Origin of the sequence: Pseudomonas sp. PDM02, from assembly GCF_014852285.1 — a bacterium.
In the GTDB taxonomy this organism is placed as follows: domain Bacteria; phylum Pseudomonadota; class Gammaproteobacteria; order Pseudomonadales; family Pseudomonadaceae; genus Aquipseudomonas; species Aquipseudomonas migulae.
The window spans coordinates 16,295-30,725 of the sequence record NZ_JACVBL010000018.1 but is presented as its reverse complement, the minus strand read 5'-3'; the positions used below and the strand labels follow the sequence as shown (position 1 = coordinate 30,725).

Below are 14,431 nucleotides of genomic sequence, written 5' to 3'. Positions count from 1 at the left end.
GGAAATTACCTGCTTATTCTTCGCTGGTGTGCACTTTGCGGTGCAGGATCGCCTGGAATTCATCGGCGAAGGTGTAGTAACGGCCGATCAGCGTTTCGCTGCGAGCGGCAAAACGGTTGTAAGCGATAACGGCAGGGATGGCGGCGAACAGGCCGATCGCAGTTGCAATCAGTGCCTCGGCGATACCTGGAGCCACAGTGGCCAGGGTCGCTTGCTGGGCAGTTGCCAGGCCACGGAAGGAGTTCATGATGCCCCAGACCGTACCGAACAGACCGATGTAAGGGCTGACGGAACCGACAGTGGCGAGGAACGGCAGGCTCTGCTCGAGCTTTTCTTCTTCGCGGGAGATGGCGACGCGCATGGCGCGGGCCACGCCTTCCATGACCGCTTCCGGGTCAACGCCTGGCTGCTGACGCAGACGGGAGAATTCCTTGAAGCCGGCACGGAAGATCTGCTCGACGCCCGAATCCGGGTCCGGGTTGCTGCCGGCCTGACGGTACAGTTTGGACAGGTCGATACCCGACCAGAAGCGCTCTTCGAAGCTCTCCAGGGCGCGTCGACCGGCGCGCAGCAAGTTGCTGCGCTGAAAGATCATGATCCATGAGGTCACCGATGCGGCTACCAGGATCAGCATTACCAGTTGCACCACGATACTGGCATTGCTGACCAGGCTCCACATGGAGGAATGGTCGACGACGTTAGCTTCCACGCTTTATCTCCTGCTTTGAGTGTGTACCCGCGCCGCTCACGTCGGCAAAGGCCGCACGTAGAGCTTCGGGAATGGCCCGGGGTTTTAAACTTTCAGTGCGCACACAGGCCACCAAAAACTGCCCTTCACAGAGCAGCGCATTATCCGTGGCTCGCCTGACCTGCTGTTTAAAGCGCAGGCTGACACGGTTCAATTCGATTACTTCAGCGCTTACCAGTAGCTCGTCGTCCAGTCGCGCCGGCGCGTGGTAACGCGCTTCGCTGGAATGCACGACAAACAACAGGTCCTCCCCTGCCAGCTGGGATTGGGCAAAGCCCAGCTCCCGGAGCCGCTCGGTTCGAGCCCGTTCCATAAACTTGAGGTAATTAACGTAATACACGATGCCGCCCGCATCGGTGTCCTCGTAATAAACGCGACAACGATGTGCGAAAGGCTCAAGCCCGTTTTGCGCGCGCATACTCTAGTGCTTACTCCTCAGGTTGCCAATCCGGCCAGGCAACTGTTTTTCATTGATCTGCGGCTTTCTCGCGAAAGTACGGTCCTGGGACAGCACAATGCCCGAAAAATAAGCGCGCAAAGATTAATTAATCGTCCACTGCATCAAGGAACTCGTCTACCACGGGCATCTCGCCCAATCGTGACGGAATGTTTAAACCAAAGTGCAGGTACGCATGCCGGGTGACCACCCGCCCCCGCGGCGTGCGCATGATGTAGCCCTGCTGGATCAGATACGGTTCCAGCACGTCTTCAATAGTGTGACGTTCTTCGCTGATCGCGGCGGCCAGACTGTCGACGCCCACCGGTCCACCGTCGAACTTCTCGATCATGGTCAGCAGCAGACGCCGGTCCTGGTGATCGAAGCCACGCTCGTCGACATCCAGCAGATTCAAGGCGAGATCGGCAATCGGCTTGGTGATGTGGCCCTTGGCCCGGACTTCGGCGAAATCACGCACCCGGCGCAACAGTCGGTTGGCGATCCGCGGGGTGCCACGAGCCCGGCGGGCGATTTCGAAAGCGCCTTCGGGATCCAGTGGCAAGCCAAGAATGTTCGCCGAACGGCTGACAATCGTCGCCAGGTCGGCAGTGCTGTAAAACTCGAGACGCTGGACGATGCCGAAGCGGTCGCGCAACGGGTTGGTCAGCATGCCGGCGCGCGTCGTCGCCCCCACCAGCGTGAACGGCGGCAGATCCAGCTTGATCGAACGGGCAGCCGGGCCCTCGCCGATCATGATGTCGAGCTGGAAATCTTCCATGGCCGGGTACAGCACTTCTTCGACAATCGGCGACAACCGATGGATTTCGTCGATAAACAGCACGTCGTGCGGCTCGAGATTGGTCAGCAGCGCAGCCAGGTCACCCGGACGTTCCAGAACCGGGCCCGAGGTGCTTTTGATCGACACACCCATTTCCTGGGCGATGATGTTGGCCAGGGTGGTTTTACCCAGGCCCGGCGGGCCGAAGATCAAAGTGTGATCCAGGGATTCGTTACGCCCACGGGCCGCCTGGATGAACAGCTCCATTTGCTCGCGAACGGTCGGCTGGCCAATGTATTCGGCCAGACTGACAGGACGAATCGCCCGATCCTGGACTTCCTCGCGGTCGCGCGGGCCCGGCGTGGCGGCTATCAGACGATCAGCTTCAATCACTTAGATCATTCCCTTCAGGGCACGGCGAATCATGTCTTCACTGCTCAAACCTTTCTCCTTGATCGCGGAAATCGCCTTGCTGGCTTCCTGCGGCTTGTAGCCCAGGGAAATCAGCGCGCTGACGGCGTCATTTTCCGCAGTGGCGACCGGCGCAATATCCGGCCCGCCAGGCTGGTTTGGCACCAGGGCGAACATCGCCGGCACGGTTTCCCACGCTTTGAAGCGATCCTTGAGTTCCACCAGCAAACGCTCGGCGGTCTTCTTGCCCACGCCCGGCACCTTGGTCAGGGCCGAGGTGTCCTGGGACTGCACGCAACGTACCAGCTCATCGACTTCCAGACTCGACATCAACGCCAGGGCCAATTTCGGCCCTACACCATTGAGACGAATCAACTCGCGAAAAAAGTCTCGCTCACGCTTGCTGGCGAAACCATAGAGTAACTGCGCGTCTTCGCGTACGACCAAATGGGTGTGCAACGTCAGCGGTTCACCGACCGACGGCAAGCGATACAGCGTGGTCATGGGCACTTCAAGCTCATACCCCAGACCGTTTACATCCAGAATCAGGTGCGGCGGCTGTTTCTCAGCCAGTGTGCCGCGCAAGCGTCCAATCACGTTTCAGATCCTTGAGCGTTGGCCAGTTTGGTGGCTGGCGACTGACAGAACGAGGGTGTTGCGCCGACAACACAGGCACAAAACCCTCATTCCGTAAAAATGACTGCTGATGCTATCAGAGACGCAGGCGCCCGCCACGACTGCGTGCCGTGCCCAGACCATGAGGCAACAGGCTGGAACGGGTGTGAGCATGGCAAATGGCAATGGCCAGGGCGTCCGAGGCATCGATTTGCGGTTTGCTGGTGAGTTTCAACATGTGCATCACCATCATTTGCACCTGCTCTTTATTCGCCGCGCCTGTCCCGGTTACTGCCTGTTTGACCTGGGTGGCCGTGTATTCGGCGATTTCCAGATTCTCTTCGGCGCCGGCAACGATTGCCGCGCCTCGGGCCTGACCGAGTTTCAGCGCGGAATCGGCGTTGCGCGCCATGAACACCTTTTCGATGCCCATGGTCACCGGGCCGTAGGTCTGAATGACTTCACGCACGCCGCGATAGACGATTTGCAAACGCTCATGCAACTCGCCGGAACCGGTACGAATACAGCCCGACGCCACGTACACGCAGCCACGCCCGGTATCGCGTACCACGCCATAGCCGGTGATGCGCGAACCGGGGTCGATACCAAGAATTAAAGTCATAACGCCTGCGGCTTAAGAGGGTGGGGCCTGCTGATGACACATTACGGGAATGCGACCCGATCTGTAGGAGCCGGCTTGCTGGCGATGACGGCCTTAAGGCAGTGCAAGACTTGAGGGCCTCATCGCCAGCAAGCCGGCTCCTACATGATGGTGTGAGCCCTTAGCCGAGCTGTGCGGCCACCGACTCGGGGATATCCGCGTTGGAATAGACGTTCTGCACGTCATCCAGGTCTTCGAGCATGTCGATCAGCTTGAGGACTTTCTCGGCGCCTTCCAGATCCAGTTCGGCACTGGTGGTCGGCAGCATGACGATTTCCGCGTCATCACCTTTGAAACCGGCGGCTTCCAGCGCATTACGCACGGAGTAGAAACCGGCGAACGAGGTAAACACGTCAATGGAGCCGTCTTCGTTCGTGACCACGTCATCGGCGTCGGCTTCCATCGCCGCTTCCATCAAGGCGTCTTCATCCACACCCGGCGCGAAGGAAATCTGCCCTTTGCGCTCGAACAGATAAGCCACGGAACCGTCGGTACCCAGGTTACCGCCGCACTTGCTGAACGCATGGCGAACAGCCGCTGCGGTGCGGTTGCGGTTGTCGGTCATGCACTCGACCATCACCGCCACGCCACCCGGGCCGTAGCCTTCGTAGGTCAACTCGACCATGTCATCGGTGTCGGCTGCACCGGCACCGCGAGCCACCGCGCGATCGATGATGTCGCGGCTCATGTTCGCGCCCAGCGCCTTGTCCAGGGCCAGTCGCAGACGCGGGTTGGAGCCCGGATCACTGCCGCCCTGACGGGCAGCAACGGTCAGTTCACGAATCCACTTGGTGAAAATCTTGCCCTTCTTGGCATCCTGACGTTCTTTGCGGTGCTTGATGTTCGCCCACTTGGAATGACCCGCCATAACTCGCTCCGAATTCTCTTTGAAACATTGCCCGCCACACACGGAGTGCCGGCCAGCAAACAAAAAATCTCGACCTGAAGAAAAGGCGCATCCCATGAGGATGCGCCTTCAGGGTCAGCCTTACTCAGCCTTTGGCGTTTCGCGCAGACGAATGTGCAGTTCGCGCAATGCCTTGGCATCGACCACACCCGGTGCTTGCGTCATCACGTCGGCAGCACTCTGGGTTTTCGGGAAGGCGATCACTTCACGGATCGACTGGGCGCCGGTCATCAGCATCACCAGACGGTCCAGACCGAAGGCCAGACCACCGTGCGGCGGCGCGCCGTATTTCAGGGCGTCGAGCAGGAAGCCGAATTTCTCTTCCTGTTCCGCTTCATTGATACCCAGCAGGCGGAATACCGTCTGTTGCATTTCCTTGCGGTGGATACGGATCGAACCGCCACCCAGCTCGGTACCGTTCAGAACCATGTCGTAGGCACGGGACAAGGCGGTCGCTGGGTTGGCTTCCAGCTCTTCCGGGGTGCATTTCGGCGCGGTGAACGGGTGGTGCAAGGCAGTGAAGCTGCCGTCGTCGTTTTCTTCGAACATCGGGAAGTCGACGACCCACATTGGCGCCCACTTGCAGGTCAGCAGGTCCAGGTCGTTACCGACCTTGATCCGCAGTGCACCCAAGGCTTCGCTGACGATCTTGGCTTTGTCGGCACCGAAGAACACGATGTCGCCATCCACTGCGCCAACGCGATCGAGGATCACGTTGAGGTTGGCTTCAGGGATGTTCTTGACGATTGGCGACTGCAGGCCTTCAACGCCTTTGGCGCGCTCGTTGACCTTGATGTACGCCAGGCCCTTGGCACCGTAGATGCCGACGAACTTGGTGTAGTCGTCGATCTGCTTGCGCGGCATGCTCGCTGCGCCAGGAACACGCAGGGCAGCGATACGGCATTTCGGATCGTTGGCCGGGCCACTGAAGACCTTGAAGTCGACTTCTTTGAGCTGGTCGGCAACGTCCACCAGTTCCAGCGGGTTACGCAGGTCCGGTTTGTCGGAACCGTAACGGCGCATGGCCTCTTCGAAGGTCATGTGCGGGAATTCACCGAATTCCAGATCCAGCACTTCCTTGAACAGGTTGCGGATCATGCCTTCGGTGAGGCCCATGATGTCTTTTTCATCGAGGAAGCTGGTTTCGATGTCAATCTGGGTGAATTCAGGTTGACGGTCGGCACGCAGGTCTTCGTCGCGGAAGCACTTGGCGATCTGGTAGTAACGGTCGAAGCCGGCCACCATCAGCAGCTGCTTGAACAGCTGTGGCGATTGCGGCAAGGCAAAGAACGAGCCGGCGTGAGTACGGCTCGGCACCAGGTAGTCACGTGCGCCTTCAGGGGTGGCACGGGTCAGGATCGGCGTCTCGACGTCGAGGAAACCGTTCTCGTCGAGGTAACGACGGATGCTGGTGGTCATGCGCGAACGCAGACGCAGCTTCTCGGCCATTTCCGGGCGACGCAGGTCAAGGAAGCGATAGCGCAGACGGGTTTCTTCGCCCACTTCGGAGTATTCGTTGAGCGGGAACGGCGGGGTTTCCGATTCGTTCAGTACTTCCAGCTCGTAGCCCAGCACTTCGATCATGCCCGACGCCATGTTGGCGTTGCCGGCACCGGCCGGACGCAGGCGGACCTTGCCGGTCACTTTAACCACGTATTCGCTGCGCACGCGGTCGGCGGCGGCGAAGGTTTCAGCGCGGTCCGGGTCGAACACCACCTGGGCCAGACCGTCACGATCACGGATATCGAGGAAAATCACCCCACCGTGGTCACGGCGACGGTGAACCCATCCGCAAAGGGTAATTTCCTGGCCTTCCAGGCTTTCGTTCAGTTGGCCGCAATAATGGCTGCGCATCATGGTAGTGGTTTCACTTCTCGTAATTCGAAATTCGGTTAGAGGCCTTGCACACGGGATGGTGCAAGAGCTCGCACGTGTCGTTCAACTCAGGTTCCAGACCCTAGTCGGCTTTATCGCCGCCGGCCAGGTTCTTCTTGGAACCGGTCTTGAAATCGGTTTCGTACCAGCCGGTGCCGCTAAGGCGGAAGCCCGGCATGGACAGCATCTTCTTGAGCTCTGGCGCCTGGCAGGCAGGGCAGTCGACCAGCGGTGCTGCGCTGATCTTTTGAATGGCTTCCAACTGATGACCACAGGAAGCACATTGATAGTCGTACATCGGCATGGGGGTTGTCTCGGCGATCAGATTGCTACCGCGCACGCTGGGTTTTGCGGCAAAGAGCGGGATTATATCCATTAAATGCAGCCTGTGCAGCCGTAAGACTGCACAGACTGACACACGATGCATTCCGCCATCACGGCTAGGCCATGACGACGCAACTCCCTTCCTTCAGGCTGTGCACAACGCAGACAACCCGCACCAGCCCGCTGAAATTCTTCACCCCGCCGTGACGCAAATGCACTTCTCGATCCACGTGAGACAACAACGCACTGACCGAACAGCAATTGATCCTGGCCATTTCCCCCAAAATATCCCAATACACCTGCTCAAGCCGCAAGCAGGTGGCAAAGCCATTCAAGCGTACGGATCGGGATAATGGCTGGGCCAGGCCCATATCGAACTCACTGACAAACGGATCGATCCTTACATCCTTGAATGAACCGTTCCTCCCCTCGCTTCGCCTGTCTTCATAAACCATACCGTTGACACTCCTTTGCCATCCCTGGTTCTTATAAGAGTCATGCTGTGATTCTTATAAAAGCGCAGGCGCAAAGTTATATCCAGATGACTTTTTGACCATCCACGTAGGATAAGCCAACAACTGAAGGCGGATCATGGAGACCGTCCTAGTCCGGACAATTTCCTACACATACTGGCGCAAGATCATTCAACGAAGAGAGGCCGAAACGACAGCGCGCGGACAACGCCTGCAAGGCACCATCCGCGCACTGAACGCGTTACTCATCCAGCAAAGCGCGCAACATCCATGCGGTTTTCTCGTGAACCTGCATACGCTGGGTCAGCAAATCCGCCGTGGGCTCGTCGCTGACCTTGTCGAGCAGGGGAAAGATCCCCCGCGCCGTACGCGTGACGGCCTCCTGCCCTTCGACCAGTTGCTTGATCATGCCTTCAGCGCTGGGCACGCCCGGCTCCTCCTTGATAGAAGAAAGGCGCGCATAAATGGAATAGGCACCCGGAGCAGGAAAGCCCAGCGCGCGAATGCGCTCGGCAATCGAATCGACCGCCAGGGCCAACTCGTTATATTGCTCCTCGAACATCAGGTGCAGGGTCCGAAACATGGGACCGGTGACATTCCAGTGGAAATTATGGGTTTTCAAATAAAGTACATAAGTGTCCGACAGCAGACGCGAAAGTCCGTCGACGATGGACTTGCGATCCTCTTCACTGATACCGATATCGATTGCCATGCTTTTCCCCTAAAGGTGATCAAATTCATCCGACAGGTGCAGGACCACTCTAGCAAGCCTGTCGCCACACCGCAGGCGGGAATGCCCCCGCTCCCTGCGACATATCGCCCCCGATGCACCGCTGGACTCCCTGATTTGAGTAGCCGCAAGCTTTGCTGTTAAATAGGCAGTGTGTCGCAAAGCCCTATTTTTCCGGGCGTTGCGCATAGGCTGATAACGAGTACGTGCTCAACGCCTCTTATTGTTCTGAAGCGAACCGTGCTCCATCAGCTCTTCCTTGTGATCCGTCTTAACGTGAGTTAATCAAAATGTTGAAAATCGTCCACCTGCTAATGGGCGCAGCGGCCCTGCTGCTGTCCTTCATCCCTAGCCTGCGATCCGAAGCTGTTCCTTACCTGCAACAATCCGATGCGCTTTACCTGGCCTTTTTCGGCCTGCTCAACCTTACCCTCGCACCTGTAATCCCTTACTGGAACAAAGGCCCGCGTCATCAACTGCAAAACCTGGTCAGCGCCCTGCTGGTTCTGACTGTCGTATTGCAAACCCTGACGCTGCTCGCGCCGATGCCTGTCATCGCCGGTCAACCTGCCGTACTGTTCAGCCTGGTGGCGGCCCTGATCGCCGTGCTTCTTCATCTGGCCATCAGCTTCTACAAATCTTCACCGGCCACCGCTTCGCCAAGCTATGACATGACCAACCGCGATACCGGCACCGTGAAGTGGTTCAACACTTCCAAAGGCTTCGGGTTTATTTCCCGTGATTCCGGCGATGATATTTTTGTGCATTTCCGGGCCATTCGTGGCGAAGGTCATCGCGTCCTGGTCGAAGGCCAGCGCGTGGAGTTCTCCGTCATGAATCGTGACAAGGGCCTGCAAGCCGAAGACGTGATCGCCGCTCTTCCGCGACGCTGATTCAAGGCTAAAAAAAACCGCGAACAGCCAGGCTGCTCGCGGTTTTTTTACGCCTGCATGTTCAGTAATGCGGCGGTGGCGCTTCTTCTTCGAACGTTTCGAACTGGCCGGCCATTTCCTCCTGGCGCTTGAGCAAGGCCGCCATTTGCAGTTGCAGACGCTCAACGGCACGCTGCTGCGTCGCCAGCACATCGCTCAATGCCTGGATGGTGTCATCCTGAAAGGCCAGCTGGCTCTCCAGATCGGTAACGCGTTCTTCCAGGCTCATGATTCAACCCTCCAGAAACGTAAAATCATCGGTCAACACCAGGCGCAGCCGCTCGCGAATCACCGCGATCTGCTCTGCACTGTAAGGCTTCGCCGGGTGCTTGCCCCAGACCGGGGCCGGCCAGGCGGCATCCTCACGCTTGCGCACAATCACATGCATGTGCAACTGACTGACGACGTTACCCAGGGCCGCGACGTTCAATTTATCCGCGTCGAACGAGTCCTTGAGCATTTCCGCCAGCGCAGTCGTTTCCTTCCAGAGCTGCACCTGATCAGCGACATCCAACTGAAATATCTCGCTGATATCGTCGCGACGAGGTACCAGGATGAACCACGGGTAGTTCGAATCATTGGACAACAGCAACCGGCTGAGCGGGAAATCCCCGATCGGTAACGTGTCTTGTTGAAGTCGTGGATCTAAAGCGAACACTGCGCGCACTCCCGTCTAGTCATCATTTTCAGCTTAGCGCCCCTCCACGCAGGACGACGCACCAAGCGACAGGACGGCAGCATACCTGTGAACACTACCGCCTTCACGACGAACCACGGCCGAAGGCCCATCGAAATTCGAGCGACCTGCAGAATGCGCGCCCCGACATGAGACATTTTTCGCAAGGGCGCACCATTACAGAACCGATGATCATGCAAAAAACGCTGAAATGACTGACAAACAACGACCTGTTCGCAATCACTCAGCAGTCATGCTGTATGAATTCAGTACAGCGATTAAAATTTTTTGCACCAAAACCGCACAGTGCGTCTACGCTGAGTGCGTCGGGTATCCGCCAATTACCCACTGGCGGGGTGAACCGGTAACGTTTTTGTTTGTCACGCAGTCGGCCAGGAGGGCGCAACACGATGCAAACCGTGGCGTCAAGCCCCATTAAAAGGTGCTTGTAACCCCCGGTTTTATGAGGTTTTTACGGTAACACGCAGGCGTTCAGAAAAAAAAACAGCAGTTTTCTGATTTGTGCACGCTTGTTGCATTCACACTCACATCGCCTGCAATGCAACCACTGGAAGTGGAAGCCTTCAGGCAAATAAAAACAGTGGCAGGGTTGCCCGATGGAGATTCAAACGTTTCACCAGGGACTCTTTTTACCGATGCTCACGCCTTGGAAAACAGCGATGACGTTGTCATTCCGGTTGCATTGGGGCTGTAAATTTGCGACATCTACCAAGCTGTTTGCGACGGGGTCGTAAAGAAGCTGAAAGGATAGATACGCAAGTATCGCCAACATGGTCGGCGTGATATAAGTTTGCGCCGACACAAAAAGAAAGAGCCGCCCAGATAATAAAACAGGTGGGACGGCAGTACTCTTCTAAAACCAAAGGAGCAAATCACGATGCGCGTGATGAAGTGGAGCATGATCGCACTGGCAGTTGCAGCAGCAGCCAGTACTCAAGTGGCTACGGCCGCACCTTTCGTAAGTGACCAGGCTGAAGCCAAAGGTTTTGTTGAAGACAGCTCGTTGAACTTGCTGGTCCGCAACTACTACTTCAACCGTGACAACAAAGACGGCGCCCGCGACGTCAAAGACTGGACCCAAGGTCTCTGGGGCACCTACAACTCCGGCTACACCCAAGGTACTGTCGGCGTTGGTGTTGATGCATTCGGTTACCTGGCCATCAAACTGGATGGCGGCGATGGCACTTCCGGTTCGGGCAACATGAGCCGTAGCGACGTCGTAAACGCCAACGGTGGCCGCAACGTCAACGACAGCCAAGGTAAAGCAGGCGCGGCCATTAAATTCCGCGTTTCCAAAACCGAGCTGAAAATCGGCGACATGTCGCCAAGCACTGCTCCAGTGTTTGCTGTTGGCGGTTCCCGTATCCTTCCTCAAGTTGCCAGCGGTATCCAACTGCAGAGCAGCGAAGTCAAAGACCTTGACCTCGAAGCCGGCCACTTCTACTCGGGTTCCAGCCAGGACAAAAACTCCCGCGACGGCGACCTGTTTGCAAACTATGCTGGCGTGAAAGCCAAAAGCATGGACTACTTCGGTGGCAAGTACGGCATTACCGACAACCTGTCCGCATCGCTGTATGGCGCCCAGCTGGAAGACATCTGGAACCAGTACTACGCCAACGTGAACCTCACCACTCCATTTGGTGGTGACACGTCGCTGAACACTGACTTCAACATCTATCGCACCACCGACACCGGTGATTCGAAAGCTGGTGACATCAGCAACACCGCATTCTCGCTGGCAACTGCTCTCTCGTTCCTGAAAGCGCACACCATCACCCTGGCCTTCCAAAAGGTTAATGGCGATACCCCGTTCGACTACGTCGGTATCGGCAAGAACAACCGCGGTGGCGACTCGATCTTCCTCGCCAACTCCATCCAGTACTCTGACTTCAACGCCCCTGGCGAGAAGTCTGCCCAGATCCGTTACGATCTGAAAATGGCTGAGTACGGCGTTCCAGGTCTGAGCTTCATGACCCGTTACGTGAAAGGTTGGGACATCGACGGTACCAACACCCCAGCAGGCAGCGCTTACACCGGCCTGTACGGTGAAGATGGCAAGCACAACGAAACCAACTTCGAAGCCAAGTACGTTGTTCAGTCTGGCCCGGCAAAAGATCTGTCCGTTCGCTTCCGTCAAGCTTGGCACTTTGCTAACGCCGACGAAGGTGAAGGCGACGTGAAAGAGTTCCGTGTGATCGTCGACTACCCACTGTCGATTTTGTAATCGCATCCAGTTAGTTTGCGGTAACAAATAAAAAAGGCCCATCTTCGGATGGGCCTTTTTGTTGCCTGCTTGTTGCTTACTGCACCGCAGATTCCTGCACCACACGAATCACCCGTTGTGGAAACGGGATATCGATACCGGCCGTTTTCAACCGGTCACGGGACTGTTCGTTAAACATGAACATCACATCCCAATAATCTGCCGTCTTCACCCACACTCGCAGGGAAACAGTGATCGAACTGTCGCCCAGGGTAGAAATGACGGCTTGCGGAGCCGGCTCAGCCAGGATGCGATCATCCTTGGCCAGATCCAGCAATACTTCACGGGCTTTCTGCAAGTCCGCTTCGTAATCCACGCCCACATCAAACACAACCTTGCGGGTGGGTTGACGGTTAGTGTTGGTGATAATGCCGTTCGACAAGTTGCCGTTCGGGACGATGATGGTCTTGTTATCGCCAGTGCGCAGTACGGTGTGGAAAATCTGAATGCTGTCGACCGTACCGGCAACACCTTGAGCTTCGATCCAGTCACCAATACGGAACGGACGGAACAACAGAATCAGCACGCCACCGGCGAAGTTCGCCAGGCTGCCCTGCAACGCCAGACCGATGGCCAGACCGGCCGCACCGATTGCAGCAACGAAGGAGGTGGTTTCGACACCGATCATCGACGCCACGCTGACGACCAGCAAGATCTTCAGAATAATGTTCGCCAGGCTGCTGATGAAGCCTTGCAGCGCCAGGTCAGCGTTACGCAACGCGATCAGGCCGCCCAGCTTCTGCGTCACTTTGTTGATCAACCACCAGCCGATGGCCAGGGTGATGATCGCCAGCAGCACCCGGCTGCCGTATTCCATGATCATCGGAATCCAGGCTTGGGACGCCTTGACCAGGTTGTCCACTTCAGCATTCAAGTCCATCTACGTTCTCCTGATTTCCGGCCACACGGCACACGAAAAAAATAAGCGGCAGAAAGGCTGCTCCCGTTCGGGGGCAGCCTTTCTGCCGCTGCTTGGGCCTCGGACGCCGAAAACGCCGAGAGGTTCCCGCCTGAGAAATCAGTCGCGGAAGTTGTTGAACTGCAACGGCATGTCGAACGTCTTGGCGCGCAGGGCTGCGATGGCTTCCTGCAGATCGTCACGTTTCTTGCCGGTAATGCGCACTTGCTCGCCCTGAATGGCGGCCTGCACCTTGAGCTTGGCGTCCTTGACGTGAGCGACGATTTTCTTCGCCAGCTCTTTGTCGATGCCTTCCTTGAGAACGGCTTCCTGCTTCATCAGCTTGCCCGACGCATAGGCATCCTTGACTTCAAGGCACTGCACGTCGATCTTGCGCTTGACCAGCGCCAGCTTGAGGATCTCAATCATTGCTTCGAGCTGGAAATCGGCTTCAGCGGTCAGGTTGACGGTCAGGTCCTTTTCCTTGAACTCGAAGGTGCCCTTGCCTTTCAGGTCATAACGACGATCGAGTTCCTTGACGGCGTTCTCGACCGCGTTGGTGACTTCGTGTTTGTCCAGTTCGGATACCACGTCGAACGACGGCATGTAATCTCTCCAATAAAGGGCGCGCTCGATCAAGATGGAGCACGCCTGGCTTGCGGTTAAAATCCGCGCTGATTATAACGGGTCTTTCCCATCATTCACTGCGAGCGTCCGATGCGCGCCTCAAACAGAGCAAAAAGCTGATGTCCACCACCTGGCATGTTCTGGGCGCCGGCAGCCTCGGCACTTTATGGGCCACGCGTCTGGCGCGGGCCGGGGTGCCGGTCCGGCTGATCGTGCGGAATGCGCCGCGCTTGCAGGCTTATCAGGCTACGGGCGGCTTGACGCTGGTGGAGCACGGCGAAGCAACAACGTATGCCATCCCCGGCGAAACTACCGACAGCGATGAGCCGATCAACCGCCTGCTGGTGGCCTGCAAAGCCTACGATGCCGAGCAGGCCGTGGCCCGACTGGCGCCGCGCCTCGCGTCCGGCGCCGAATTGATTCTGTTGCAGAACGGCCTTGGCAGTCAGGACGCCGTTGCGGCGCAGGTGCCGCAAGCGCGCTGCATTTTTGCTTCGAGCACTGAAGGCGCGTATCGCGACGGTGACTGGCGCGTGGTATTCGCCGGTCACGGTTACACCTGGCTGGGGGATGCCGGTCATCCCGTGGCGCCGATCTGGCTGGATGACGTGAGCGCCGCCGGGATTCCCCACGAATGGAGCACCGACATTCTGACCCGGCTTTGGCGGAAACTGGCACTCAACTGCGCGATCAATCCACTGACGGTGTTGCACGATTGCCGCAATGGCGGCTTGCAGGACCACCATTGCGAAGTCGCGACCCTCTGCGGCGAACTGACCGAGCTGCTTGAACGCTGTGGCCAGCCGGCCGCCGCCGAAAACCTCCAGCCGGAAGTGGAACGGGTGATCCACGCCACCGCAGCCAATTTCTCGTCGATGTATCAGGACGTTGCGAATCAACGCCGTACCGAAATCAGTTATTTGTTGGGCTACGTCTGCAAAGTGGCTTCGCGACACCAACTGAACCTGCCGCACCTCAATCAGCTTGAATCACGGTTGATCGCCCATCTGCACAGCCTTGGATTGCCCAGCGACTGAGCAGCGGCTACGCTGGCCA

17 protein-coding genes are annotated in these 14,431 nt (G+C 57.5%); 3 read left to right on the top strand and 14 right to left on the bottom strand.

Annotation, left to right across the window (positions count from 1 at the left end; genetic code table 11):
• Positions 1-13: 13 nt before the first annotated feature.
• The 10 genes from tolQ to IB245_RS25875 all read right to left on the bottom strand — a co-directional run bounded on the left by tolQ (position 14) and on the right by IB245_RS25875 (position 7,940).
• Positions 14-709 (bottom strand): protein TolQ, encoded by a 696-nt coding sequence (gene tolQ / locus IB245_RS25920; protein WP_008027789.1) that lies wholly within the window; start codon positions 707-709, stop codon positions 14-16.
• On the bottom strand, positions 699-1,166 hold the full coding sequence (ybgC, locus tag IB245_RS25915; protein ID WP_008027788.1) for a tol-pal system-associated acyl-CoA thioesterase: 468 nt from the start codon (positions 1,164-1,166) through the stop codon (positions 699-701). Before ybgC ends, tolQ begins: the two co-directional genes overlap by 11 nt.
• A 127-nt stretch (positions 1,167-1,293) precedes the next feature.
• Positions 1,294-2,355 (bottom strand): Holliday junction branch migration DNA helicase RuvB, encoded by a 1,062-nt coding sequence (ruvB, locus tag IB245_RS25910; protein ID WP_008027785.1) that lies wholly within the window; start codon positions 2,353-2,355, stop codon positions 1,294-1,296.
• Entirely contained in the window at positions 2,356-2,970 is a 615-nt protein-coding gene (gene ruvA, locus IB245_RS25905; RefSeq protein ID WP_008027783.1) for a Holliday junction branch migration protein RuvA, read from the bottom strand.
• Positions 2,971-3,085: 115 nt separating this feature from the next.
• A complete protein-coding gene (ruvC, locus tag IB245_RS25900; RefSeq protein ID WP_019693260.1) occupies positions 3,086-3,610 on the bottom strand; it encodes a crossover junction endodeoxyribonuclease RuvC in 525 nt (174 codons plus the stop codon).
• Positions 3,611-3,770: 160 nt separating this feature from the next.
• A complete protein-coding gene (locus IB245_RS25895; protein ID WP_008043322.1) occupies positions 3,771-4,517 on the bottom strand; it encodes a YebC/PmpR family DNA-binding transcriptional regulator in 747 nt (248 codons plus the stop codon).
• 120 nt (positions 4,518-4,637) lie between these two features.
• Positions 4,638-6,413, bottom strand: coding sequence for an aspartate--tRNA ligase (gene aspS, locus IB245_RS25890; RefSeq protein ID WP_008029229.1), 1,776 nt, complete (start codon positions 6,411-6,413; stop codon positions 4,638-4,640).
• Positions 6,414-6,513: 100 nt separating this feature from the next.
• Entirely contained in the window at positions 6,514-6,735 is a 222-nt protein-coding gene (locus tag IB245_RS25885; RefSeq protein WP_010457489.1) for an FmdB family zinc ribbon protein, read from the bottom strand.
• A 136-nt stretch (positions 6,736-6,871) separates the two neighbouring features.
• Positions 6,872-7,210: a ribbon-helix-helix domain-containing protein gene (locus tag IB245_RS25880; RefSeq protein WP_008029232.1), complete on the bottom strand. Its 339-nt coding sequence runs from the start codon at positions 7,208-7,210 to the stop codon at positions 6,872-6,874.
• Positions 7,211-7,469: 259 nt separating this feature from the next.
• Entirely contained in the window at positions 7,470-7,940 is a 471-nt protein-coding gene (locus IB245_RS25875) for a Dps family protein (protein ID WP_008029233.1), read from the bottom strand.
• Positions 7,941-8,248: 308 nt separating this feature from the next.
• Between IB245_RS25875 and IB245_RS29265 the strand changes: the two genes are divergently transcribed.
• Positions 8,249-8,851: a cold-shock protein gene (locus tag IB245_RS29265; protein WP_192229104.1), complete on the top strand. Its 603-nt coding sequence runs from the start codon at positions 8,249-8,251 to the stop codon at positions 8,849-8,851.
• Between the two features lie 61 nt (positions 8,852-8,912).
• Here IB245_RS29265 and IB245_RS25865 read toward each other — a convergent pair whose 3' ends face one another.
• Positions 8,913-9,119 (bottom strand): SlyX family protein, encoded by a 207-nt coding sequence (locus IB245_RS25865; protein ID WP_008029236.1) that lies wholly within the window; start codon positions 9,117-9,119, stop codon positions 8,913-8,915.
• A gap of 3 nt (positions 9,120-9,122) precedes the next feature.
• Positions 9,123-9,548, bottom strand: a complete 426-nt coding sequence (locus IB245_RS25860) for an HIT domain-containing protein (RefSeq protein ID WP_008029239.1) — start codon at positions 9,546-9,548, stop codon at positions 9,123-9,125.
• 916 nt (positions 9,549-10,464) lie between these two features.
• Here IB245_RS25860 and IB245_RS25855 point away from each other — a divergent pair.
• Positions 10,465-11,811, top strand: a complete 1,347-nt coding sequence (locus IB245_RS25855) for an OprD family porin (protein WP_008043324.1) — start codon at positions 10,465-10,467, stop codon at positions 11,809-11,811.
• Between the two features lie 76 nt (positions 11,812-11,887).
• Here the strand turns inward: IB245_RS25855 and IB245_RS25850 are convergent, their stop codons facing one another.
• Positions 11,888-12,730 carry a mechanosensitive ion channel family protein gene (locus tag IB245_RS25850; protein ID WP_192229103.1) on the bottom strand — a complete coding sequence of 281 codons (843 nt, stop codon included), beginning with the start codon at positions 12,728-12,730 and terminating at the stop codon, positions 11,888-11,890.
• A 138-nt stretch (positions 12,731-12,868) separates the two neighbouring features.
• Positions 12,869-13,354: a YajQ family cyclic di-GMP-binding protein gene (locus tag IB245_RS25845; RefSeq protein ID WP_007906601.1), complete on the bottom strand. Its 486-nt coding sequence runs from the start codon at positions 13,352-13,354 to the stop codon at positions 12,869-12,871.
• Positions 13,355-13,494: 140 nt separating this feature from the next.
• On the opposite strand from IB245_RS25845, the gene IB245_RS25840 reads away from it, so the two are divergent.
• On the top strand, positions 13,495-14,412 hold the full coding sequence (locus IB245_RS25840) for a putative 2-dehydropantoate 2-reductase (protein ID WP_192229102.1): 918 nt from the start codon (positions 13,495-13,497) through the stop codon (positions 14,410-14,412).
• Positions 14,413-14,431: the final 19 nt, after the last annotated feature.

Excerpts from the sequence above, each read along its gene's own strand:
- IB245_RS25885 (WP_010457489.1), bottom strand. The coding sequence starts at position 6,735 with ATGCCGATGTACGACTATCAATGTGCTTCCTGTGGTCATCAGTTGGAA.
- IB245_RS25865 (WP_008029236.1), bottom strand. The coding sequence starts at position 9,119 with ATGAGCCTGGAAGAACGCGTTACCGATCTGGAGAGCCAGCTGGCCTTT.
- IB245_RS25895 (WP_008043322.1), bottom strand. The coding sequence starts at position 4,517 with ATGGCGGGTCATTCCAAGTGGGCGAACATCAAGCACCGCAAAGAACGT.
- IB245_RS25875 (WP_008029233.1), bottom strand. The coding sequence starts at position 7,940 with ATGGCAATCGATATCGGTATCAGTGAAGAGGATCGCAAGTCCATCGTC.
- IB245_RS25855 (WP_008043324.1), top strand. The coding sequence starts at position 10,465 with ATGCGCGTGATGAAGTGGAGCATGATCGCACTGGCAGTTGCAGCAGCA.
- IB245_RS29265 (WP_192229104.1), top strand. The coding sequence starts at position 8,249 with ATGTTGAAAATCGTCCACCTGCTAATGGGCGCAGCGGCCCTGCTGCTG.
- ybgC (WP_008027788.1), bottom strand. The coding sequence starts at position 1,166 with ATGCGCGCGCAAAACGGGCTTGAGCCTTTCGCACATCGTTGTCGCGTT.
- IB245_RS25850 (WP_192229103.1), bottom strand. The coding sequence starts at position 12,730 with ATGGACTTGAATGCTGAAGTGGACAACCTGGTCAAGGCGTCCCAAGCC.
- IB245_RS25880 (WP_008029232.1), bottom strand. The coding sequence starts at position 7,210 with ATGGTTTATGAAGACAGGCGAAGCGAGGGGAGGAACGGTTCATTCAAG.
- ruvC (WP_019693260.1), bottom strand. The coding sequence starts at position 3,610 with ATGACTTTAATTCTTGGTATCGACCCCGGTTCGCGCATCACCGGCTAT.
- IB245_RS25840 (WP_192229102.1), top strand. The coding sequence starts at position 13,495 with ATGTCCACCACCTGGCATGTTCTGGGCGCCGGCAGCCTCGGCACTTTA.
- IB245_RS25845 (WP_007906601.1), bottom strand. The coding sequence starts at position 13,354 with ATGCCGTCGTTCGACGTGGTATCCGAACTGGACAAACACGAAGTCACC.
- aspS (WP_008029229.1), bottom strand. The coding sequence starts at position 6,413 with ATGATGCGCAGCCATTATTGCGGCCAACTGAACGAAAGCCTGGAAGGC.